The 21071-nt window shown below is 66.6% G+C and carries 19 protein-coding genes; 2 read left to right on the top strand and 17 right to left on the bottom strand.

Features of this window, described 5'->3' with window-relative positions; translation table 11 throughout:
- From ACP26O_RS17555 to ACP26O_RS17510, 10 genes are all read right to left on the bottom strand, one after another.
- Positions 1-4842 (bottom strand): NAD-glutamate dehydrogenase, encoded by a 4842-nt coding sequence (locus tag ACP26O_RS17555; RefSeq protein WP_175663631.1) that lies wholly within the window; start codon positions 4840-4842, stop codon positions 1-3.
- A 151-nt stretch (positions 4843-4993) separates the two neighbouring features.
- Positions 4994-5215, bottom strand: coding sequence for a hypothetical protein (locus ACP26O_RS17550; RefSeq protein WP_012366298.1), 222 nt, complete (start codon positions 5213-5215; stop codon positions 4994-4996).
- Between the two features lie 195 nt (positions 5216-5410).
- A complete protein-coding gene (gene arcC, locus ACP26O_RS17545) occupies positions 5411-6349 on the bottom strand; it encodes a carbamate kinase (protein WP_175663632.1) in 939 nt (312 codons plus the stop codon).
- A 64-nt stretch (positions 6350-6413) separates the two neighbouring features.
- Complete coding sequence (locus ACP26O_RS17540; protein WP_126225615.1) at positions 6414-7424, bottom strand: ornithine carbamoyltransferase; 1011 nt, start codon at positions 7422-7424, stop codon at positions 6414-6416.
- Between the two features lie 47 nt (positions 7425-7471).
- Positions 7472-8728, bottom strand: coding sequence for an arginine deiminase (arcA, locus tag ACP26O_RS17535; RefSeq protein WP_175663633.1), 1257 nt, complete (start codon positions 8726-8728; stop codon positions 7472-7474).
- Positions 8729-8745: 17 nt separating this feature from the next.
- Entirely contained in the window at positions 8746-10203 is a 1458-nt protein-coding gene (gene arcD / locus ACP26O_RS17530; protein WP_175663634.1) for an arginine-ornithine antiporter, read from the bottom strand.
- Between the two features lie 112 nt (positions 10204-10315).
- Complete coding sequence (locus ACP26O_RS17525; protein WP_105831248.1) at positions 10316-10648, bottom strand: RNA recognition motif domain-containing protein; 333 nt, start codon at positions 10646-10648, stop codon at positions 10316-10318.
- A gap of 386 nt (positions 10649-11034) precedes the next feature.
- Complete coding sequence (locus ACP26O_RS17520; RefSeq protein WP_012366292.1) at positions 11035-11223, bottom strand: 4-oxalocrotonate tautomerase; 189 nt, start codon at positions 11221-11223, stop codon at positions 11035-11037.
- Positions 11224-11282: 59 nt separating this feature from the next.
- Positions 11283-12059, bottom strand: coding sequence for a class II aldolase/adducin family protein (locus ACP26O_RS17515; RefSeq protein ID WP_175663635.1), 777 nt, complete (start codon positions 12057-12059; stop codon positions 11283-11285).
- Positions 12034-12924 carry an urea transporter gene (locus tag ACP26O_RS17510; protein ID WP_175663636.1) on the bottom strand — a complete coding sequence of 297 codons (891 nt, stop codon included), beginning with the start codon at positions 12922-12924 and terminating at the stop codon, positions 12034-12036. Before ACP26O_RS17510 ends, ACP26O_RS17515 begins: the two co-directional genes overlap by 26 nt.
- 181 nt (positions 12925-13105) lie before the next feature.
- Between ACP26O_RS17510 and ACP26O_RS17505 the strand changes: the two genes are divergently transcribed.
- On the top strand, positions 13106-13660 hold the full coding sequence (locus ACP26O_RS17505) for a putative glycolipid-binding domain-containing protein (protein ID WP_175659043.1): 555 nt from the start codon (positions 13106-13108) through the stop codon (positions 13658-13660).
- Here the strand turns inward: ACP26O_RS17505 and ACP26O_RS17500 are convergent.
- The 5 genes from ACP26O_RS17500 to ACP26O_RS17480 form a co-directional block, all read right to left on the bottom strand.
- Complete coding sequence (locus tag ACP26O_RS17500; protein ID WP_426356355.1) at positions 13621-14553, bottom strand: alpha/beta fold hydrolase; 933 nt, start codon at positions 14551-14553, stop codon at positions 13621-13623. The two genes, ACP26O_RS17505 and ACP26O_RS17500, sit on opposite strands and share 40 nt — an antisense overlap.
- 4 nt (positions 14554-14557) lie before the next feature.
- Positions 14558-15463, bottom strand: coding sequence for a metal-dependent hydrolase (locus ACP26O_RS17495; RefSeq protein WP_175663638.1), 906 nt, complete (start codon positions 15461-15463; stop codon positions 14558-14560).
- Positions 15460-16398: an SDR family NAD(P)-dependent oxidoreductase gene (locus ACP26O_RS17490; protein WP_175663639.1), complete on the bottom strand. Its 939-nt coding sequence runs from the start codon at positions 16396-16398 to the stop codon at positions 15460-15462. Before ACP26O_RS17490 ends, ACP26O_RS17495 begins: the two co-directional genes overlap by 4 nt.
- Positions 16399-16419: 21 nt before the next feature.
- A complete protein-coding gene (locus tag ACP26O_RS17485; protein WP_175663640.1) occupies positions 16420-18009 on the bottom strand; it encodes a flavin-containing monooxygenase in 1590 nt (529 codons plus the stop codon).
- 246 nt (positions 18010-18255) lie between these two features.
- Positions 18256-18927 (bottom strand): lysoplasmalogenase, encoded by a 672-nt coding sequence (locus tag ACP26O_RS17480; RefSeq protein ID WP_175663641.1) that lies wholly within the window; start codon positions 18925-18927, stop codon positions 18256-18258.
- Between the two features lie 358 nt (positions 18928-19285).
- Here ACP26O_RS17480 and speB point away from each other — a divergent pair, with 358 nt between their 5' ends.
- Positions 19286-20254, top strand: a complete 969-nt coding sequence (gene speB, locus ACP26O_RS17475; protein WP_126225604.1) for an agmatinase — start codon at positions 19286-19288, stop codon at positions 20252-20254.
- 55 nt (positions 20255-20309) lie between these two features.
- On the opposite strand, the gene ACP26O_RS17470 is transcribed toward speB, so the two are convergent.
- Together ACP26O_RS17470 and ACP26O_RS17465 are read right to left on the bottom strand one after the other, a co-directional pair.
- Entirely contained in the window at positions 20310-20519 is a 210-nt protein-coding gene (locus ACP26O_RS17470) for a hypothetical protein (protein WP_006753082.1), read from the bottom strand.
- 283 nt (positions 20520-20802) lie between these two features.
- Positions 20803-21006, bottom strand: coding sequence for a cold-shock protein (locus ACP26O_RS17465; protein WP_006485974.1), 204 nt, complete (start codon positions 21004-21006; stop codon positions 20803-20805).
- Between the last annotated feature and the right edge of the window lie 65 nt (positions 21007-21071).

Here is a 21071-nt window from a genome sequence, read left to right as displayed (position 1 = left end):
TCACGCGCGTTCCAGCACGGCCATCTCGCGCACGATCACGAGCAGCACCGCGAGGCTTGCGCCACCCGACGCGCGCAAGTCGGCGAGCAGATGCTCGTAGCGCTCCAGCGCGGCTTCGCGGCGTTCGCGCCACGCGTGGACGATCGTCTCCGGCGCCGTCGAGTCGGCCGATTCCGCCAGCGCGCTGGTCGCAAGCGTGCGCTTGAGCCGCGCGATTTCCGCGAGCGCGGCCGCGCGCGCCAGCATGTCCCAGTGCGTCGGCGCCGGCAGCGTGGCCGCGCGTTCGCCGATCCACCGGTAGTTCAGCAGCGTGCCGAGCGAGAAGTACACGCCCGCGACCAGCTCGAGGCTGCGATCGCAGGTCGCGGCCACTTCGGCGATGTCGAGCAGCGCGGCGGAGATGTCGCCGTTCGCGACGCGCCCGGCGAGCGCGCTGTCGACGCCGGCGTCCACCAGCACGCGCTGCCGCTCGGACAACGCCTCGAGATCGCTCGTCGGCAGCAGCGACGGCAATTGCGGCGCGAGGCGCTGCACCGCGTCGCGGCAGCGCGCGATCAAGCCGGCGACGCCGCCGTTGGCGACCGCGCCCGATTGCAGCTGCCGCAGGAACCACAGCGCCGCGCGCTCCAGCAGCCGTGCGACGTCGACGAACATGCGCGCCTGCACGTCGTCGGCGACACGGTTGTCGAGCGCGTCGATGTCGCGCCACACCGCATCGAGATCGAACACGTCGCGCGCCATGATGCACGCGCGCACGATGTCGCCCGGCTTCGCGTCGGTTTCCTCCATCAGCCGGTGCACGAACGCGCAGCCGACGCGGTTGACGAGCGCGTTGGTCAGGTGCGTCGCGAGAATCTCGCGACGCAGCGGATGGCGCTGCATCGGTTCGTTGAAGCGCTGTTGCAGCGGCGTCGGGAAATAGTCGACGAGCATCGCGGCGACGAGCGGATCTTCCGGTACGTCGGAGTCGAGCAGCGCGTCGTACAGCCACATCTTGCTGTACGCGAGCAGCACCGCGCGCTCCGGCGACGTCAGGCCCTGTTTCGCGGTTTGCCGTTCGGCGATCTCATCGTCGGTCGGCAGGAACTCGATCACGCGGTTCAGGCGGCCCGCGCGTTCGAGCCAGCGCATCAGGCGCGCCTCGGCGTCGAGCAGCTCGACGCTGTAGCGGCCGGCGATCGACAGCGCCTGCGTCTGGTAGTAGTTGTCGCGCAGCACCAGCAGCCCGACTTCGTCGGTCATTTCCGCGAGCAGTGCGTTGCGCTGCTTCTCGGTCATCTCGCCGTCGGTGACGACGAGGCCGAGCAGGATCTTGATGTTGACTTCGTGATCCGAACAATCGACGCCCGCCGAGTTGTCGATCGCGTCGGTGTTGATGCGCCCGCCGCGCTGCGCGAACTCGATGCGGCCGAACTGCGTGCAGCCGAGGTTGCCGCCTTCGCCGACGACCTTGCAGCGCAAGTCCGCGCCGTTCACGCGCACGGCGTCGTTCGCCCGATCGCCGACTTGCTGGTGGGTTTCGTGCGCGGCCTTCACGTAGGTACCGATGCCGCCGTTGTACAGCAGGTCGACCGGCGCCTGCAGGATCGCGCGGATCAGCTCGGTCGGCGGCAGCGCGTGCGCGTCGATGCCGAGCGCGGCCTGCACGGCCGGCGACAGCGGGATCGTCTTCGCGGTGCGCGGGTATACGCCGCCGCCCTGCGAGATCACGGAGGTGTCGTAGTCGGCCCAGCTCGAGCGTTCGAGCGCGAACATCCGCTCGCGCTCCGTGAAGCTCGTCGCCGGGTCGGGGTTCGGATCGAGGAACACGTGCCGGTGATCGAAGGCCGCGACGAGCCGGATATGCGGCGACAGCAGCATCCCGTTACCGAACACGTCGCCCGACATGTCGCCGACGCCGACCACGGTGAAGTCGGTCGTCTGCGTATCGACGCCCATCTCGCGGAAGTGCCGCTTCACCGATTCCCACGCGCCGCGCGCGGTGATCGCCATTTTCTTGTGGTCGTAGCCGACCGAGCCGCCGGACGCGAACGCATCGTCGAGCCAGAAGCCGTATTCGTGCGAGATCGCATTCGCGTAATCGGAGAAGGTGGCCGTGCCCTTGTCGGCCGCGACGACGAGATACGGATCGTCGGGATCGTGGCGCACCACGTCGGGCGGCGGCACGATCGTGTTGCCGGCGAGATTGTCGGTCAGGTCGAGCAGGCCGCGCAGGAACGTCTGATAGCACGCGATGCCTTCCCGCATCCACGCTTCGCGATCGCTCGGCGGCGGCGGGTTCTTCACGACGAAGCCGCCTTTCGAGCCGACCGGCACGATCACGACGTTCTTCACCATCTGCGCCTTCATCAGCCCGAGCACCTCGGTGCGGAAATCCTCGCGGCGGTCGGACCAGCGCAGCCCGCCGCGCGCGACGCGCCCGCCGCGCAGGTGCACGCCCTCGACGCGTGGCGAGTACACCCAGATCTCGAACATCGGCTTCGGCTCGGGCAGGCCGGGCACCTTCGCCGGATTGAACTTGAACGACAGGTACGGCTTCGATTCGCCGTTCGCGTCGAGCAGGAAATAGTTGGTGCGCTCGGTCGCGTTGATCACGCCGAGGAACTGGCGCAGGATCCGGTCTTCATCGAGGTTCGGCACCTGGTCGAGCGCCGTCTCGATGGCCTTCAGCAGGTGTTCGGCCTGCACGTCGCGCGTGCCGCCGATGGCCGGGTCGAAGCGCAGCAGGAACAGCTCGACGAGCTGCCGTGCGATCGCCGGATTGCCGGTCAGCGCGCGCTCGATGTACGCGTCGCTGAACGTCGAGCCGACCTGCCGCAGATATTTCGCATACGCCCGCAGGATCGTGACCTCACGGGCGCTCAGGTGGGCGCGCAACACCAGGCGGTTGAAGTCGTCGTTCTCGATCCGGCCGCTCCAGATCCGGTCGAACGCATCCTCGAACAAGCCCTTCACGCGCTCGATGTCGAATTCGGTGTCGTCGGCGAGTTCAAGGCCGAAGTCGTGTACCCATGCGGGCGCGGCATCCTGCGTCTGGATCCGGTACGGCCGCTCCTCGTCGACGCGCACGCCCAGATGCTCCAGCATCGGCAGGCTGCGCGACAGCGCGATCGGGTCGCCCGCGCGATACACCTTGAAGCGGAACGCGCGCGGGCCGGCCTCGATCGGGCGGTACAGGTTCATCGCGAGCTGGCCCGACTCCTTCACGCGCTCGATCAGCTCGATGTCGCGCACGGCCGTGCGCGCCGGATAGTCGTCGCGATAGCCGGCCGGAAACGATTCCGCATAGCGCTGCAGCAGCCGGTTGCCTTGCTCCTCGCCGAACGCGTCGAGCAATGCGTCCGCGAGATCGTCCTGCCAGCGGCGCGCGACCTGCACGAGCCGCGCTTCGAGCTCGCGCGTGTCGACGTCCGGCATCGTGCCCGGTTCGGCATGGACGACGAAATGAATCCGCGCGATCGCCGATTCCGACAGCAGCGGCGTGAATTCGACGTTCACGCCGTTGTATGCGTCGACGAGCAGCTTCGCGATGCGGCGGCGCAGGTCGGTGTTGTACTTGTCGCGCGGCACGAACGCGAGGCACGATACGAAGCGGTCGAAGCGGTCGCGCCGCACGAACAGGCGCGTGCGCTGGTGTTCCTGCAGGCGCAGGATGCCGAGCGCGATGTCGTAGAGCTGGTCTTCGTCGGCCTGGAACAGTTCGTCGCGCGGATAGGTCTCGAGCACCGTCACCAGCGACTTGCCGAGATGGCCCTTCGGCAGGAAGCCCGCGCGCCGCACGATGTTTGCGCACTTGCGGCGCACGATCGGGATCTCGGCGCTCGACACCATATACGCGGTCGACGTGTAGAGCCCGATGAAGCGGCGCTCGCCGGTCACCTTGCCGTCGGCGCCGACCAGTTTCACGCCGACGTAGTCGAGGTAGCCGGGCCGGTGCACGGTCGCGCGCGAGTTCGCCTTGGTCAGGAAGATCGGCCAGGGGCCGGTGATGATCTCGGCGGCCGCCGGCGGCAGCGGCGTCACGTCCGGCGCGCCGGACGGCCGCAGCGATTCGCGCAGCAGGCCGAAGCCGGACCCCTCGACGCCGCGCAGCCCGAAGCCCGACGCATCCGATACCAGCGAGTAGTCGCGCTGGCCGAGGAACGTGAAGTGGTCGGCGGCCATCCATTCGAGGAAGGCGCGCGCCTCGATGTCTTCCGCGGTGGATTCGCGGGCTTTCATGTCCTTGATCGTCGCGCGCGCGATGTCGACGATCTTCGGCCAGTCCTCGACCGACGCGCGCACGTCGCCGAGCACGCGCGCGATGTCGTCGCGCAGCGTGTCGAGCAACGCGGCGTCGCCGCAGCGGTCGACTTCGAAATGGATGAACGAGGCGAGTTGCGACTGGCCGTCGGGGGCCGTCGCGCCGCCGGCGTCGACACGCTCGATCCCGCCGTTGCCGCCGCGCCAGATGCGGAACACCGGGTGCAGCGCGGAGTGCAGCGCGAGCCCGAGGCGGTTCACCGCCATCGTCACCGAGTCGACGAGGAACGGCATGTCGTCGTTGACGATCTCGATCACCGTGTGGTCCGAGTGCCAGCCGTGCTGCTCGACGATCGGGTTGTACACGCGCAGCCGCTCGCTGCCGGGCACGAATTTCTGGGCGGTCTGCCAGTGCGCCATCGCGGCGCCGTACAGGTCGGCGATGCTGCGATCCTGCAGATCGTCGGCGTCGACGAAGTCGTAGTAATGACGCAGGAACGGTTCGACGATCCGGAACGTGGCTTCGGGCAGGCGCCCGCGCGCGAATTCGACGACATCCGAGAGCAGGTGTGCGACGACTTCTTCGTTCTTCGCTTCCATGGCGGTCTCCTGATCGGCTGGCCATTGGCTGCTGCGTTGTGTGTTCGGCATTATGCGCCGATTGCGTGACGGAGCGATGTGCGGGCGCACAACAGGCAGCAGGGAAGGAAGAGGCGCACGCAGCGCGCGTGCGCGGCGCTGCGCGGGCGGGTCAGGCGAGGTCCGGCGGCTTCAGGTCGGGGTGCCGCGCGTAGAGCGGGTTCATGAAGTCGAGCAGCATCGTGGTCAATACTTGCGACACGAATTCGCGATAGGCGACGAATTCATGGGGCGGGCAGGTCTCTTCGACCCGCCGCAGCGATTGATCCAGTTGCCCGCCCATCGACACGATCATGTCGTTCAGTGCGGTGGCGATACGTTTGTCGTCGATCATGCGGTCTCCTTCTGGCGCCGCGGCGTGCGGCGCGTTCGGTCGGGTGTTACCGCGGTTCGAGCGCGTATCGCGCGGGAGGTTCCGGCGACGCCGAACCGTGACGCGCGTGATCGATGTGTCCGTGACGCATTGCACTGATCGACGGCACGCCGGCCGAACGCATCGGCACGGATATTGCGGCGCCGCACATCCCCGCTATTGCGGTTTCCTGCAACGGACGCCGTTCACCTTCGTGGTCACGCGCGTGCCGGCTCGACCCGCGACGATCGCGGCGATATCGGCGAGCGAGCCGATGGCCGCGTCCCGGCCCGTCTGTCGTACGAACTCGATGGCGGCCTGCACCTTCGGCCCCATCGAGCCGGCCGCGAAGCCGAGCTCATCGAGCGCGTCCGGATGGGCGGCTTCGATCAGCGACTGGGTCGGCAGGCGCCAGTCCACGTATGCGCCGTCGACGTCGGTGACGATCAGCAGCAAGTCCGCCTGCAATTCGCGCGCCAGCAGCGACGCGCACAGATCCTTGTCGATGACGGCTTCGACACCCGCGAGCTTGCCGTTCGCATCGTAGCGCGTCGGGATGCCCCCACCGCCCGCGCAGATCACGATCGCGCCTTTTTCCAGCAGCCATTTGATCGGACGGATCTCGAAGATGCGGTGCGGTCGAGGGCTTGGTACGACCCGGCGAAACGCGTCGCCGTCGGGCGCGATGTGCCAGCCATTTTCATGCGCGAGCCGCTCGGCCTCCGCGCGCGAATAGACCGGGCCGATCGGCTTGGTCGGCCGGTCGAACGCCGGGTCGGCAGGGTCCACTTCGACTTGCGTCAGCAGCGTGGCGAACGGCATGTCGGCGGGCAGCAGGTTGCCGAGTTCCTGCTCGATCAGATACCCGATCATCCCTTCCGTCTGGGCGCCGAGCACGTCGAGCGGGTACGGCTCGACCGGTGCGTAGGCGGCAGCCTGCAGCGCGAGGAGCCCGACTTGCGGGCCGTTGCCATGCGCGATCACCAGTTCGTTGCCGGGGGCGATCCGGGCGATCTCGGCGGCGGCGATTCTCACGTTCTGTCGTTGCCGGGCCTCGGACATCGGCTGATTGCGTTGCAAAAGCGCGTTGCCGCCCAATGCGATGACGATGCGCATCGTGTTTCTCCTTGAAGTGCGGACGGTGCGATGCGACGCACCATCCGGTTGCGCGTGCGGGTCGTCAGATGCCGCCGAGTGTCGAGACGAGGACGGCCTTGATCGTGTGCATGCGGTTTTCGGCCTGTTCGAACGCAATGCAGCGCGGCGATTCGAACACCTCGTCGGTAACCTCGATGCCGTCTTTCAGGTGCGGATAGCGTTCGGCGATCTGCCGGCCGACTGTCGTGTCGCTGTTGTGGAAGGCCGGCAGGCAGTGCATGAACCGCGTGCGCGCGTTGCCCGTCGATTCGAGCAGCGTGCGATTGACCTGATACGGCAGCAGCGCCGCGATCCGCTCGTCCCATGCTTCGACCGGCTCGCCCATCGACACCCACACGTCGGTGTGAATGAAGTCGACGCCCTCGACTGCCGCATGCGGATCTTCGGTCAACAGTATCCGCGCGCCGCTTTCGGCCGCGAACGCCTCGCATTGCGCGATCAGCTCCGCGGCCGGCCACAGCGACTTCGGTGCGCCGATCCGCACATCCATCCCGAGCTTCGCGCCGATCAGGAGCAACGAATTGCCCATGTTGTTGCGCGCATCGCCGAGATACGCGTAACTGATGTCGTGCAACGCCTTGTCGCTGTGCTCGCGCATCGTCATCACGTCGGCCAGCATCTGCGTCGGATGGTATTCGTCGGTGAGTCCGTTGAACACGGGCACGCCCGCGTAGCGCGCCAGGTCTTCGACGATCTCCTGGCGGAAGCCGCGATACTCGATGGCGTCGTACATCCGGCCCAGCACGCGCGCCGTGTCCTTCATGCTTTCCTTGTGACCGATCTGCGACGACGTCGGATCGATATAGGTCACGTTGGCGCCCTGGTCGTATGCGGCGACCTCGAATGCGCAACGCGTGCGGGTCGAGGTCTTTTCGAAGATCAGCGCGATGTTCTTGCGCATCAGGCGCGGCTGTTCGGTGCCGCTGTACTTCGCACGCTTCAGGTCGCGGGCGAGATCGAGCAGGTAGCGCAGTTCGCGCGCGTTGTGGTGGATCAGGCTCAGCAGATTGCGGTTGTGCAGATTGAGGCTCATCGGGTTACTCCGTGAAAAAGTGGAGGTGCGTCGCGGTGCGCGCCGTTTCAGAAATCGACCGGATCGCGCAGGACCGGACAGGTCATGCAATGGCCGCCGCCGCGCCCGCGGCCGAGCTCGCTGGAGCCGATCGTGATCACCTCGACCCCCGCCTTGCGCAACTGCGTGTTTGTATAGGTATTGCGGTCGTAGCCGACGACGGTGCCCGGTTCGAGGCAGATCATGTTGTTGCCGTCGTCCCATTGTTCGCGTTCGGCCGCGAAATCGTTGCCGCCCGTCTCGACGACGCGCAGCGATTTCAGACCCAGCGCCTGCGCGACGACGTCGACGAATGCCTTGTCTTCCCGCTCGATGTCGATGCCGTTGCGCGCGTCGTCGCGCGGGCGCAACGTGAACGGGACGATGCGGTTCACGACGTCGGGGAATACGGTCACGAGATCGCGATCGCAAAAACTGAACACGGTGTCGAGATGCATCGACGCACGCGAGTTCGGCAGACCCGCGACGATCACGCGTTCGGCCGCGCCCTTCGCGAACAGCGACTGCGCGAGCTGGCCGATCGCCTGGTGGGTGGTGCGTTCGCCCATCCCGACGAGCACGACGCCGCGACCGATCGGCATCACGTCGCCGCCTTCGAGCGTCGCCATCCCGTGGTCGCGGTCGGGATCGCCGTACCACACGTCGAATGTCTCGTCGGCGAACTGGGGATGGAACCTGTAGACCGCGGCGACGAGCAGCGTTTCCTGCCGGCGGGCCGGCCAGTGCATCGGATTCAGCGTGACGCCGCCGTAGATCCAGCACGACGTGTCGCGCGTAAACATCATGTTCGGCAGCGGCGGCAGCACGAACGACGACCGCCCGAGGTAGTCGCGAAACAACGTGAGCGCCTTCGACTGGCTGCCGCCCGGCACGTCGCTCGCCGCGACGCCGCCGATCAGGAATTCGGCGAGCGTGCGCGGTGCGAGGCCGTCGAGCCATGCGCGCACTTCGTCGACGAGACCGATGCCGACGGTGTCGGGCGTGATCTTGCGATCGAGAATCCACGTGCGTGCGGCCGGGTTCGCGACGGTGTCGGTCAGCAGATTGTGCATCTCGAGCACCTCGACGCCGCGCTCGCGCATCTTCGATACGAAGTCGAAATGGTCGCGCTTGGCCTGGTTCACCCACATCACGTCGTCGAACAGCAATTCGTTGCAATTGCTGGGCGTGAGGCGATGGTGGGCGAGCCCCGGCGAGCAGACGATCACCTTGCGCAGCTTGCCGACTTCGGAGTGGACACCGAATTGAGGCGTGACATGGGTCATGTTCGTTACCTGTTCGATCAAAGGGAGATGAGACCGCGATGGAGCGCATAGGCCGCGACAACGGCCGCGACGGCGGCCGCCGCAAAGACGATTTTTTCGGCGGTCGTGAACACCGGCTTGCCGAGTTCGCGCTTCGCCTTCGCGAACAGCAGCGCGCCCGGCACGTAGAGCAGGGCAGACAGCAGCAGGTACTTGACGCCTGCCGCGTAGAGCAGCCACACCGTGTACGTCACCGCGAGCGCGGCGATGCAGCCGTCCTTGCGGCGTGCGCGGGCGTCGGCTCCATAGGTTTCGCCGCGCACGACGAGCAGGAGCGCGTAGGCGGCCGACCAGAAGTACGGGATCAGGATCATCGACGTCGACAGATAGATCAGCGACAGATAGGTGCCCTGGGCGAACAGCGTGATGATCAGGAAAATCTGGACCATCACGTTCGTGAGCCACAGCGCGTTGGCCGGCACGTGGTTCGCGTTCTCCTTGCGCAGGAACGCGGGCATCGTGCGGTCCTTTGCGGCCGAGAACAGGATCTCCGCGCAGAGCAGCACCCACGACAACAGCGCGCCGACGAGCGACACCACGAGGCCGACGCCGATGACGACGGCGCCCCAATGTCCGACCACATGCTCGAGCACGGCGGCCATCGACGGGTTCTGAAGCTTCGCGAGCTGCGGCTGCGTCATGATGCCGAGCGACAGCAGATTGACGAGCACGAGCGCGAGCAGCACGCCGGCGAAGCCGATCACGGTCGCACGGCCGACATCGCTGCGCTTCTCGGCGCGCGCCGAGTAGATGCTGGCGCCCTCGATGCCGATGAACACCCAGACGGTGGCGAGCATCATGTTGCGGACCTGGTTCGTCACCGAGCCGAGCGACGGATTCGCGTGGCCCCATATGTCGGCTCGGAACACGTCGAGCCGGAACGCGAAGAAGGCGATCACGATGAACACCACGAGCGGGACGATCTTCGCGATGGTCGTGACGAGGTTGACGAACGCCGCTTCCCGGATGCCGCGCAATACGAGGAAATGGACGGCCCACAGCAGCACCGAAGCGGCCGCGATCGCGGCGCGCGTGTTGCCTTCGCCGAACATCGGGAAGAAGTAGCCGAGCGTCGAGAACAACAGCACGAAGTAGCCGACGTTACCGACCCACGCGCTGATCCAGTAGCCCCATGCGGACGAGAAGCCCATGTAATCGCCGAACCCGGCCTGCGCATACGCGTAGACACCGCCGTCGAGCAGCGGCTTGCGGTTCGCGAGTGTCTGGAAGACGAACGCGAGGGCAAGCATGCCGACCGCGGTGATGCCCCACCCGATCAGGATCGCGCCGGCGTCGGCTGCGGCAGCCATGTTCTGCGGCAGCGAGAAGATGCCGCCGCCGATCATCGAGCCGACGACGAGGGCGGTCAGCGCGCCGAGCGGCAGCTTGCGCGTGGCGGGTCGCGCAGTAGTATCGGTGTGAATCAGTTCAGCCATGAGGCTTCCTTGTAATCGACGAGCGTGCGTGAAGTCGTCGCGCGCACGTGGCCGCCGCGCGTACGGCGGTGCGTACGGCGCGGGGATGGGTTTTTACTGCTGGGGGCGACCGTTATCGGTGCAGCGTGATGGCCGGCGTTTCGCGTGACGACTCGTTCCGGCTTTCCCGTTGACGCCGGGCTTCGGCGGCGTCGCTGTAATCCCAGAATGAAAAGATCCAGATGCGAATCCGGCGGCGCTTCCAGTACATGCCGTTCAGGCGTTTGCGGATTTCCCCGAGCGCACCGCGGTTGGCTCCTTCGACGTCGATCAACGCACCCGGCCTCGAGCTTGCTTGCCCGATGAACAGGATGTGCGTGAAAGTCTCTCCGGTGTATTTGTGAAGAAAACCCTGAAGCTCGTTCCGCGTGGTGTCCGGGTTGAGATTGTCGACGAGCATTCTCATTGTTTCTCCAGCGTGGGTGCTTGAAACCGAAGTGAGTCGATTTCGATCATCGGGTGCCAAACCGGACATCGGAAAATCGAAATGAAAATCGCGCGAATCCATTGAGCGGCGGTGCGCGGCAGGTCCAGCGTTTTCCCTCGGTTCTCTCTTTTCGGTATTGCTCGAACGAATTGAATTCAAGCGCAATTGTCCGTCATGCGCTGCAATCGATTTTGATCGACGTCAATGGGTAATTTTCGGGATAAGACGCAGGTGTTTGACGGCAGGCGGCAGGCCGACGGGCTTGCCGATGTGGCGGGGAAGCGGGGAGAGCGGGGGAGAGCGGGCGGGGCTGGGACGCGTTGCGTCCCTTCAAGCGGTGGATTCGAACGGTTCGCGGCAGCGGCTTATTCGCGCTCGCTCCACAGCTTCCCGGCCGTCGCCCAGTTCTCCTTCTTCACGTCGGCGAGGATGATGTCGACCGAGCCCGGGTCGCAGCCGAGCGTCTCGCACGTGACGCGCGTGATCGCTTCGACGAATGCACGCTTCTGCTCGACCGTGCGGCCTTCGAACAACTGGATATTGAAAGTCGGCATGACTGGATGCTCCGATGGTTGGGGTGAATCGGTTCGTGTTCGTCGGTACGCCGGCGGCGTCAGTCGCGATACGACGGATCGATGCGGTCGAGGCGGCGCAGCAGCGCCGGCCATTCCAGTTCGCCCTCGATCGCGCCGCCGTCGCGCAGTTGCTCGGCGGTGCGCGCGGCGACGGCCGGCTCGGGCAGCACGAGCGGTCCGCCGCCTGCCTGCGCGCGCACCTGGATGTCGCACGCCTTGATCAGCGTATCCATCAGCACATACGCTTCGGCGACGGTCCGGCCGACCGTCAGCGTGCCGTGATTGCGCAGCAGCATCGCGGAGTTCGCGCCGAGACTGGCGGTCAGTCGCGCGCCTTCGGCCGGCGAGAAGGCGAGCGCCTCGTAGTCGTGATACGCGAGGTCGCCGTAAAACCGCAGCGCGTGCTGCGATGCCGGCAGCAGCCCGTCGCGCTGGATCGACACGGCGATGCCGGCCGTATTGTGCAGATGCATCACGCACACGGCATCCGGCCGCGCGGCATGGACGGCCGCATGAAGTGCGAAGCCCGTCACGTTGACCGCATGCTCGCTGTCGCCGATCCGGTTGCCGGTCAGGTCGATCTTCACGAGATTCGATGCACGGACTTCGTCGAACGTGAGGCCGAACGGATTGATCAGGAAATGGCCGGGTTCGCCCGGCACCGTCGCGGACAGATGCGTGTAGATCAGGTCGTCCCAGCCGTTCAGCGCGACGAGGCGATACGCGGCGGCGAGATCGACGCGCATCCGGCGTTCGGCGTCCGAGACCGGGCCGCCGGGCTTCACGGCGTCAGGACGGTGTGCGAATGACGACATCGGGTTCTCCGAGGGTAAAGCGGCGGGCGACGGCCACCGTGATCCACGACGCCAGAGCGAACGGCGCCGTGAGCGCCGGGACGCCCGCGTGCATCGCGAGCCACTGGATCAGCGCGGCCAGTGCGGCCGCCGCGAGCGCCGTGCGCGTGCCGCGCGACATCAGCGCAAGCGCGGCGAGTGCGCCGTTGAAGCCGAGCAGGCCGTCGGTGAATCCGGTATCGCCTGCGCCGAGTGCGACCAGCAGCACGGTCGACACGATCGCGCCGCCGACTGCGAACGCGGCCGCGCGGCGCGATGCGACCGCGAGGCCGGCAACGATCAGCATACCGGCCCACGGGCCTTGTGCGAAAGCGGTTTGCGCGACGCCCGACAGCAGCGCGGCGGCGATCGAGGACAGCGTCGGCGCCGCGTCCGTCGCGGCACCGCTCGCATGCTGCATCGCGACGAATGGCAGCCACAGCGCGGTGGCTGCCAGGCACGGACTCGAATACGGGCATTGGCGCCATTTCGCAAGCGGGGTGCGCATTGCGCGCTGCACGAGCGCGGCGCCGATCGCGGCGAGCGGTGCGAACACGAGCGCCAGCGGGGCGGGCGCAAAGACGACGGCCACCAGCGCGGCGAGCGCGCCGTTGAAGCCGTGCAGACCCTGTTCGACGGCGCGGCGTTCCGCGCCGGTCAGCACTGCGGTCACGTTCGCGGCGGCCGCGCCGACCAGCGCCGCGCACGCGAGCCGCAGGTCGGTCAGCGCGAGTGCGGCGACCAGCATCGCGCCGGTGAACGCGTTCGCCTGCAGCACGATCTGTCCGATGCTGCGCAGCAGGATGCGCAGGTCGATCGACGGCGAGGCAGTGCGGGCGGTAGGCATGGCGGCGCTGGAGCAGGACGAGCCGCGAGCATAGGACACTTTCCCGTGCACCGGAATAGGGAATTCTGGATACTTGGGATTTGAGTCGGGTGCCCCGAATTGGGGCGGACGTTAGCGTTTTCGCGACATTTGCGGGTTCTGGTAGTAAATTTGCGCTCTCGTTAGCGTTTTCGGAGGAACGATGCGAGAAGTCCGCTGGGCGTCGCTCGAGGGCGACGGAATCGAGCACCTGACGTTCGACCGTGCTGAAACCGGCATCGTCGTCGAAAGTGCCGTGGTCGGCCAGCGGTACGGCCGCGCGTACGGGCTTGCGTACCGGGTCGAGTGCGATCCGCAGTGGCGGGTCAGATATGCGGTGCTTCGGGTGATGGGCGGCGGCACGCTCGAACTGCATGGCGACGGCGCCGGCCACTGGCGCGACGGTTCGGGCAGCGCGCTGCCGGAACTGGATGGCTGTGTCGACATCGACATCGCGGCGACGCCGTTCACGAATTCGCTGCCGATCGGCCGCCTCCGTCTCGCGCGCGGCGAGCGGCGGCCGATCGACGTCGCGTACATCTCGACGCCGGATTTGACCGTCGCGCCGGTCAAGCAGGCCTACGCGTGCATCGAGCCCGGCCGGCGCTACCGCTACGAAGGGATCTTCCGGAATTTCACGGCGGAGATGGACATCGATGCCGACGGGCTCGTGATCGACTACGAAACGCTGTTCAAGCGCCTGCCGGCGTTGCGCTGAGCCGGGGCGCTCGCCGTCGCGGGGGCCGCCGCCAGGGTCGCCGCGGCCGGTCTTTCATATGCCGCGGCAAACCGGTCGATCCGCGCGGCGATCAGTTCCGGATCGCGCACCACGATCCAGTGCGCGCCGTCGATTTCCTCGCGCACATGCTCGCCGAGCCAGCGGTCGAGACCGACCGACATCTCGGGCGTCACGTAGCGGTCGCGCACCGGCACGAGGATCTGGACCGGCGCCTGCGCATACCGCTCGCGCGGCCGTCTCGCCCGGGCGAGGAAATTCGCGCGGTAAAGCTGCAAGCCGTTCAGCGCGTTCTTCAACTGCGCGGGATCGCGCTCGGGCCGCACGCGCTCGGTCAACTGCAACCAACGCGGCCACAGCGCGGCGCCGCCGAGCCGCCACACCAGCGACGGCACGACCGGCAGGTGGAAGAACGCGATGTACCACGACTTCAGGCTCTGCTTGAGCCGCATCTTCGCGCGAAACACGTGGTCGAGGCACGGCCCGGAGATCGACGTGTACGACGCGATCCGGCCGCGGAACGCGGGGTCGGTCACGGCCTCCCAGCACTGGATCGACCCCCAGTCGTGGCCGACCAGATGAAACGGCCGGTTGCCGCAGGTCGCGTCGGCGACGGCCTTCAGGTCCTCCGCGAGCCGCGCGAGCGCGTAATCGGCGCGGCGGCGCGGCGCATCGGACGCCCCGGCGCCGCGCACGTCGTAGGCGATCACGCGGTAGCGCTTCGCGAGCCGCGCGCGCACCGGCGCCCACACGGCCGCCGAATCGGGATAGCCGTGCACGAGGATCAGCGGCGGCGCGCGCCGCGGGCCGCTGACATACACGGCGAGTTTCACGTCGCCGGAGCGGACGGTCAGCATCTCGTGCGCGTGCGCCATGACGTCATGCCTGCGCAACCGGATGCAGCGGCACGCGGCGCGGGGCGGCCTGCGCCGCGTAGCGCGCGTTGGTCGCGTCGATGTTCGCGAGCAGCGTGTCGAGGCCCTCCAGGTATTGATGGTTGTCGTGGTCCCACGGATGGAAGCCCGGGCGGAAGTAGTCGAGCCATTCGCCGGCGATGCTCGGCAACACGCCGTTCTTCGGGCTGTACAGATACTTCACGAGGCGCCACATGCCGCCGAACCTGCCGTGCTTGCGACGGTGCGCGAGCATCAGCCGCACGTGGAAGTCGAACACGATCGTCCAGAACATCACGGTCGTCAGCAGCATCGTGCCGGTGCGCAGCAGATAGCTGCCGAGGCCCGGCTTCATCACGGCGTTCCATACGTCGTACGACACCGCCTTGTGCTCGGTTTCCTCCATCGCGTGCCACATCCACATCTGCCGATAGCCTTCGACCGATCCGTCGATCCGGTGCTCGAGGCCCGACAGCAGCTGGTTCGCGAGGATCGCCGTGTAGTGCTCGAGCGCGATGGTCGCCGCGAGCTGCATCGAATGCGGCATCGTCTTTCTGAAGAAGCCGAGGATCGTCCACAGCCGCTTGTCGAGCTTGTGCGCGGGCAGGCCGGCCGATTGCAGCAGGTCGTTGTACTCGATGTGCTCGCGCGTGTGCATCGCTTCCTGGCCGATGAAGCCGAGCACCTGCTTCTTCAGCTCCGGATCCTCGATGCGGTCGCGGTAGTAGCGCACCGAATCCATGAAAAAGCGCTCGCCCGCCGGAAACAGCAGCGACAGCGCGTTCATGAAATGCGTGACCGGCACGCCCTGGACGTGCCAGTCCTTCGCGCGTTCGGGCGGCAGCGCGAAACGGATGTCGCGCCGCACCGGCATCATGTTCGGGTTCGTCATGATTGTTCTCCTGCCTGATTGCCTGCGTTGTTGTAGGGGGCGTGAAGCGGAGCGGCCGCCGGCGCGCCGTAGCGGGCGGCCTCGCGGCGGGCCTTCGCGGCCTCGCGGCGCGATACGAGCACCACGATCGCCTGGTAGGCGGCCGGCATGATGCGCGCCATCCAGTCGGCGCCCTTCGCATCGCGGCCGATCAGCACGCGGCGCTTGTTCTTGCGCACGCCGGCGAGGATCGTGCGCGCGGCATCGTCGGCGCTCGTGATGAAGAACTTCTCGAAGTTGTCCTTGCCTTGCTGCTCGCTCTGGATCAGGAAGCCGATCATGTTCTTCGCGACGCAGCTCGACTGCGCGATGTTCGTGCGGACACCGCCCGGATGCACGCAGGTCGCCGACACGCCGCACTTCATCATGTCGAGTTCCTGGCGCAGCGATTCGGTGAAGCCGCGCACCGCGAACTTGGTCGCGTTGTAGCCGCTCATGCCCGGCTGCGCGAAGATCCCGAAGATGCTCGACGTGTTGATCACGTGGCCGTCGCCCGATGCCTTCAGGTGCGGCAGGAACGCCTTTGTGCCGTGCACGACGCCCCAGAAGTTGATGTTCACGATCCACTCGAGATCGCTGTATTCCATCCCTTCGATCGTGCTCGACAGCGCGACGCCCGCATTGTTGAAGATCAGGTTGACCTTGCCGTGCTCGTTCGCGGTGTCGTCGGCCCACGCGAACATCGCGTCGCGGTCGCCGACGTCCAGCATGCGCGTCGACACGCGCACGTTCGGCGCGATCGCGCGGACGATCCGCTCGGTTTCGGCGAGGCCGACGCCGTTCTTGTCGGCGAGCGACACGTGGCAGCCGGCCCGCGCGAGCTGGACCGCGAGCGCGCGGCCCATGCCCGAGCCGGCGCCTGTGATCGCGGCGACCTTGTTGGCGAAATCTCTCATGTCGGTGGCTCCTTGTCTGGCTCAGGCCGCTTCGGCGGAACGGGAAGTTGAAGCGGAAGCCGCTGACGCGGCGACTGGTTGTGCGGTCGTGTCATGCCGCGACGCGCCATACGCGTGGTAATCGGCGATCGAGAAGCGTGCGGTCGCCTGGCGGAAGCGCCATGTGAAGCCCGGCCACAGCGTCGTGTTCTTGCCGGTGCGCGGGTCGAGGTACCAGCTCTTGCAGCCGCCCGTCGACCAGATCGCCTTCTTGAGCTTGCCCTGCAGGTCGTTGTTGAACTGCGCCTCGACGAGCGGGCGCACCTCGATCGCATCCGCGCGTTCGCGCTGCATCGCCTGCAGCGCGCCGAGGATGTATTCGATCTGCGACTCGATCATGAACACCATCGAGTTGTGGCCGAGGCCCGTGTTCGGGCCGACGATCATGAAGAGGTTCGGGTAGCCCGGCAGCGTCGTGCCGAGGTACGCGTGCGCACCGTCGCGCCACGCGTCGACGATGTCGAGGCCGCCGCGGCCGACGATCGCGCCGCGCGGAAACGGGTCCGACACCTGGAAGCCGGTGCCGTAGATCAGGCAGTCGACTTCATGACGCTTGCCGTCGGTCGTCACGACCGCGTCGGCTTCGATGTGGTCGATGCCGGTCGTGATCACATCGACGTTCTTGCGCGACAGCGCCGGGTAGTAGTCGTTCGAGATCAGCACGCGCTTGCAGCCGAGCGTGTAGTTCGGCGTGACGGCCTTGCGCAATTCCGGATCGGGGATCTGCTTGCGGATGTGACGCAGCGCGAGCTTCTGCACGTTCTTCATCAGCGACGGATGGATCGCAAAGCCGAGCACGCGCGATTCGAGCATCCAGTAGATGCCGCTGCGCACGGCCTTCTGCGTGAAGGGCAGCGTGCGGAACAGCCATTTCTCGAAGCCGGTCAGGTTGCGGTCGGGCTTCGGCATGATCCACGGCGGCGTGCGCTGGAACAGCGCGAGTGCCTTCACGCGCGGTGCGATCTGCGGCACGAACTGGATCGCGCTCGCGCCGGTGCCGATCACCGCGACGCGCTTGCCGTCGAGCGGATAGTCGTGATCCCACTGCTGCGAATGGAAGGCGCGGCCCTGGAACGTTTCGACGCCGGGGATCGCCGGCAGCGCGGCGCGCGACAGCCCGCCCATGCCCGACACGAGCACGCGCGCCGACAACCGCTTGCCGTTCGCGAACGTGAGGCGCCAGCGCTGCGCGGTTTCGTCGTACTCGGCGCGCCGCAGTTCGTGGTTCATGCGCAGGTGCGGGCCGACGCCGAAGCGCTGCACGCAGTCTTCCAGATACGCGCGAATCTCCGGCTGCGGCGCGAACATGCGCGTCCAGCGCGGGTTCGGCGCGAACGAGAACGAATAGACGTGCGATTGCACGTCGCATGCACACCCGGGGTAATGATTGTCGCGCCACGTGCCGCCGACCGAGGCGGCCTTCTCGAGGACGACGAAGTCGGTCACGCCTGTTTGCCGCAGGCGGATCGCCATCCCCAGCCCGGCGAAGCCGGTGCCGATGATGGCGATGTCGATGGTTTCGTCCGGGCCATCGTGGCCGGGCGGGCCGAAAGGCAACGTGCGAGCATTCATCCGGGCGTCTCCGATTTGGCTCATTTTTTAATGTTACATTGGTTGATGTAACGATAGTGGGTGAGCCCGGAAACCGCAAGCGGCTAGAAGGGGCGCTCTAACGGCAGGAAGCCAAGCGGGAAAAGGCTGAGCGGGGTTTGGAACGGGGTGCTTTCCGCATTGCGGGAGGCGCGGAAAGGGCCGTCGGCAGGGCGGGACCGGCGGTGAGCGAAACCGCCGGTGCGCGACGGTCTGTTTGAAACAGTATCAGGGACGGATCGAGCGGGCGGCCGTCTCATGGAAAACCCCCGCCACGATCAGGACCTGCGCGAGCGCGTAGAGGCCCCAGATCAGGTAGTCGATGCCGGGAAAGCCGCCGAGGAACCGGCCGACGCCGATCAGCGTATCGGAGCCGACGAAGATCAGGCTGCCGACGGCGACCAGCGCGCCGCGCGTGCGCGCGGCGAGCGCGAAGCTCGCCATCACGCACAGCACGAGCATGTAGACGGCGACCGGCGCCAGCAGCTCGCCGAGGTGCGGGAAGAACGCCACGTAGAACGCCGGCGCGGCGATCCACAGCGCGACGAGCGCGCCGATGCGCCAGCCGTGCGGCCGCGCGCGCCATCGGAAGAAGACCACGCAATAACACACGTGCGTGAGCAGGAACGCGCCGAGGCCGAACACGAACGACAGCGGCCAGTCGGGCAGTGCAAGCAGCACGTCGCCGAGCACGGCGGTCGCGAGCGCCGCGCCCAGCCACGCACGTTCGCGCGGCGCGCCGCACGTGCTGCCGGCCGCGAGCAGCAGGACGCCCATCGCGGCTTTCGCGGCGGCCTGGCCCGGATAGGGCGCGGCGGCGAGCGACAGCCCGTACAACAACGCGGCGGCAATGGCGAGCGGCCAGAGCCGGCGATAGGCGGCGGGAAGCGTGGCGATCAAGGCGAGTATCTCCGGTTTGTGGTTTTTGTGGCGGACGGCGCACGGCTGCCGGCCATTATCCGGAAGAACGGGCGCGCAAGAACCGGCGAATCCTTCTAGGAAACGGAGGCGAAGGGAAGCGATGGGCGGCGATGCCGCCGCCGGATTTTCCGCGCGTTGCCCCGGCTGAACCGGGGCAACGCCTTCCATTCGGCTTGCTATGATCGCCGCGGTATTGCCGTTGTCGATGTCGTTGTCCCGTCCGGTTGCGCGACGAGGCGCACGCCGGTGCGTGCCCGATGAATCCATGCCGTGTCCAACCCGCGCGCCCATGCCAGGCGAAACGGGCGGCCCGGCCGCCATGACTACAGCTCCGACCATGACCGAACTTCTTCACGGCGACGGTGCGATCCGTCGCACGACGCCGTACGGCGCCTCGATCGAAAATACTTATGCGGGTGTGCTGTCGTTCATGCGCCGCAACTATTCGCGTGCGCTCGACGGTGTCGACGTCGCGATCTCCGGCGTGCCGCTCGATCTCGCGACGACCTATCGCTCGGGCGCAAGGCTCGGGCCGGCCGCGATCCGCGCGGCGAGCGTGCAACTCGCGGAGCTCAATCCGTATCCGTGGGGCTTCGATCCGTTCGATGATCTCGCGGCCGTCGACTATGGCGACTGCTGGTTCGACGCGCACAATCCGCTGTCGATCAAGCCGGCGATCGTCGAGCATGCGCGCACGATCCTGCGCTCGGGCGCGAAGATGCTGACGCTCGGCGGCGACCACTACATCACGTATCCGTTGCTGATCGCGCACGCGGAGCGCTACGGCAAGCCGCTGTCGCTGATTCATTTCGACGCGCACTGCGATACGTGGGCCGACGACGAACCGGACAGCCTCAATCACGGCACGATGTTCTACAAGGCCGTGAAGGAAGGGCTGATCGATCCCGCGACGTCGGTGCAGGTTGGGATCCGTACGTGGAACGACGACTTTCTCGGGATCGAGCGGCTCGATGCCGCGTGGGTGCACGAGCATGGCTCGCGCGCGGCGGTCGAGCGGATCGTCGATATCGTCGGGGCGCGGCCCGCGTACCTGACGTTCGACATCGATTGCCTCGATCCGGCGTTCGCGCCCGGTACGGGCACGCCGGTCGCGGGCGGATTGTCGTCAGCGCAGGCGCTCGCGATCGTGCGCGGGCTCGGTGCGGTGAACCTGATCGGGGCGGATGTCGTCGAGGTGGCGCCAGCCTATGATCACGCCGACATCACCGCGATCGCGGCCGCGCATGTCGCGTGCGATCTGCTGTGTCTGTGGCGGCAGAAGAAGGTGGCGGGTGCGTTGAAGTAAAGCGGGCCGGCGCAGGGCGCCGGCGCGTCGCTGGAACGATGGCCGGGCGCTGGCTTCAGCCGCGCGTGTCGATCCAGTTGCGTGCCCAGCGGCTCGAGTGCTGTAGTGCCTGTTCTTCGCTCACGAAATAATCGAGCGAATAGAACTGGTAACGGCCTTCGGCGCGTTCGAGCAGCAGGTTGGAGGAAAAACTACCGTCGGGCAAACGATGTGCCGAGGGTTGAACGGCATAGCCGTTGTACTGTTGAATTCGTTGGTTTTGCATTTGCGTTTTAATTTTAATGATGTTCGAGTGCGCGCGTGCCGTGCGAATGTGCACAGGTGCGCCGATTCAAAGCCATTGCGAGCTGAATCCGAAGCAGTCGAAAAGCAGAAAAGGGGCCTTGCAGCCAGAGGGGGAATGAAGTGCAACGAGGCGTGTGGCGCTCGGCAAGCTGCTGATCAATCAGATGCAGCTAAGAGCAGTCGCGCCAACTTTGGGAGTCGAAGCTCCGCGAGGATGTCGCTGCAACCCGGCGTCCGTTACCGGAGGCCGGGTCCTTCAAACTTTACAGCGGCTTGATGTTGGCCGCTTGCAGACCCTTCGGGCCTTGCTTCGTTTCGAAGCTCACCTTCTGGTTTTCAGCCAGCGTCTTGAAGCCGTCGGCGCGAATTTCCGAGAAATGCGCGAACAGGTCGTCGCCGCCGTTGTCCGGGGTGATGAAGCCAAAGCCTTTGCTGTCGTTGAACCACTTGACGATACCGGTATCCATGAAGAATCCTTGATGAAAAAAATAGAAAGATGTGCTCTGCGAGAGAGCGTTTGAAGCGTCAAGGA

The organism is Burkholderia sp. R-40, from assembly GCF_049942845.1.
Classification (GTDB): domain Bacteria; phylum Pseudomonadota; class Gammaproteobacteria; order Burkholderiales; family Burkholderiaceae; genus Burkholderia; species Burkholderia ambifaria.
The sequence above is the reverse complement of the archived record's forward strand: the minus strand, read 5'-3'. Positions and strand labels throughout refer to the sequence as shown.

Bases quoted from the DNA above. Each gene is read 5' to 3' on its own strand.
- ACP26O_RS17470 (WP_006753082.1), bottom strand. From the start codon at position 20,519: ATGCAAAACCAACGAATTCAACAGTACAACGGCTATGCCGTTCAACCC.
- ACP26O_RS17555 (WP_175663631.1), bottom strand. From the start codon at position 4,842: ATGGAAGCGAAGAACGAAGAAGTCGTCGCACACCTGCTCTCGGATGTC.
- ACP26O_RS17540 (WP_126225615.1), bottom strand. From the start codon at position 7,424: ATGAGCCTCAATCTGCACAACCGCAATCTGCTGAGCCTGATCCACCAC.
- ACP26O_RS17485 (WP_175663640.1), bottom strand. From the start codon at position 18,009: ATGAATGCTCGCACGTTGCCTTTCGGCCCGCCCGGCCACGATGGCCCG.
- arcC (WP_175663632.1), bottom strand. From the start codon at position 6,349: ATGCGCATCGTCATCGCATTGGGCGGCAACGCGCTTTTGCAACGCAAT.
- ACP26O_RS17525 (WP_105831248.1), bottom strand. From the start codon at position 10,648: ATGAGAATGCTCGTCGACAATCTCAACCCGGACACCACGCGGAACGAG.
- speB (WP_126225604.1), top strand. From the start codon at position 19,286: ATGACCGAACTTCTTCACGGCGACGGTGCGATCCGTCGCACGACGCCG.
- arcD (WP_175663634.1), bottom strand. From the start codon at position 10,203: ATGGCTGAACTGATTCACACCGATACTACTGCGCGACCCGCCACGCGC.
- ACP26O_RS17515 (WP_175663635.1), bottom strand. From the start codon at position 12,059: ATGTCGTCATTCGCACACCGTCCTGACGCCGTGAAGCCCGGCGGCCCG.
- ACP26O_RS17520 (WP_012366292.1), bottom strand. From the start codon at position 11,223: ATGCCGACTTTCAATATCCAGTTGTTCGAAGGCCGCACGGTCGAGCAG.
- ACP26O_RS17550 (WP_012366298.1), bottom strand. From the start codon at position 5,215: ATGATCGACGACAAACGTATCGCCACCGCACTGAACGACATGATCGTG.
- ACP26O_RS17490 (WP_175663639.1), bottom strand. From the start codon at position 16,398: ATGAGAGATTTCGCCAACAAGGTCGCCGCGATCACAGGCGCCGGCTCG.
- ACP26O_RS17510 (WP_175663636.1), bottom strand. From the start codon at position 12,924: ATGCCTACCGCCCGCACTGCCTCGCCGTCGATCGACCTGCGCATCCTG.
- arcA (WP_175663633.1), bottom strand. From the start codon at position 8,728: ATGACCCATGTCACGCCTCAATTCGGTGTCCACTCCGAAGTCGGCAAG.
- ACP26O_RS17495 (WP_175663638.1), bottom strand. From the start codon at position 15,463: ATGACGAACCCGAACATGATGCCGGTGCGGCGCGACATCCGTTTCGCG.
- ACP26O_RS17505 (WP_175659043.1), top strand. From the start codon at position 13,106: ATGCGAGAAGTCCGCTGGGCGTCGCTCGAGGGCGACGGAATCGAGCAC.
- ACP26O_RS17465 (WP_006485974.1), bottom strand. From the start codon at position 21,006: ATGGATACCGGTATCGTCAAGTGGTTCAACGACAGCAAAGGCTTTGGC.
- ACP26O_RS17500 (WP_426356355.1), bottom strand. From the start codon at position 14,553: ATGGCGCACGCGCACGAGATGCTGACCGTCCGCTCCGGCGACGTGAAA.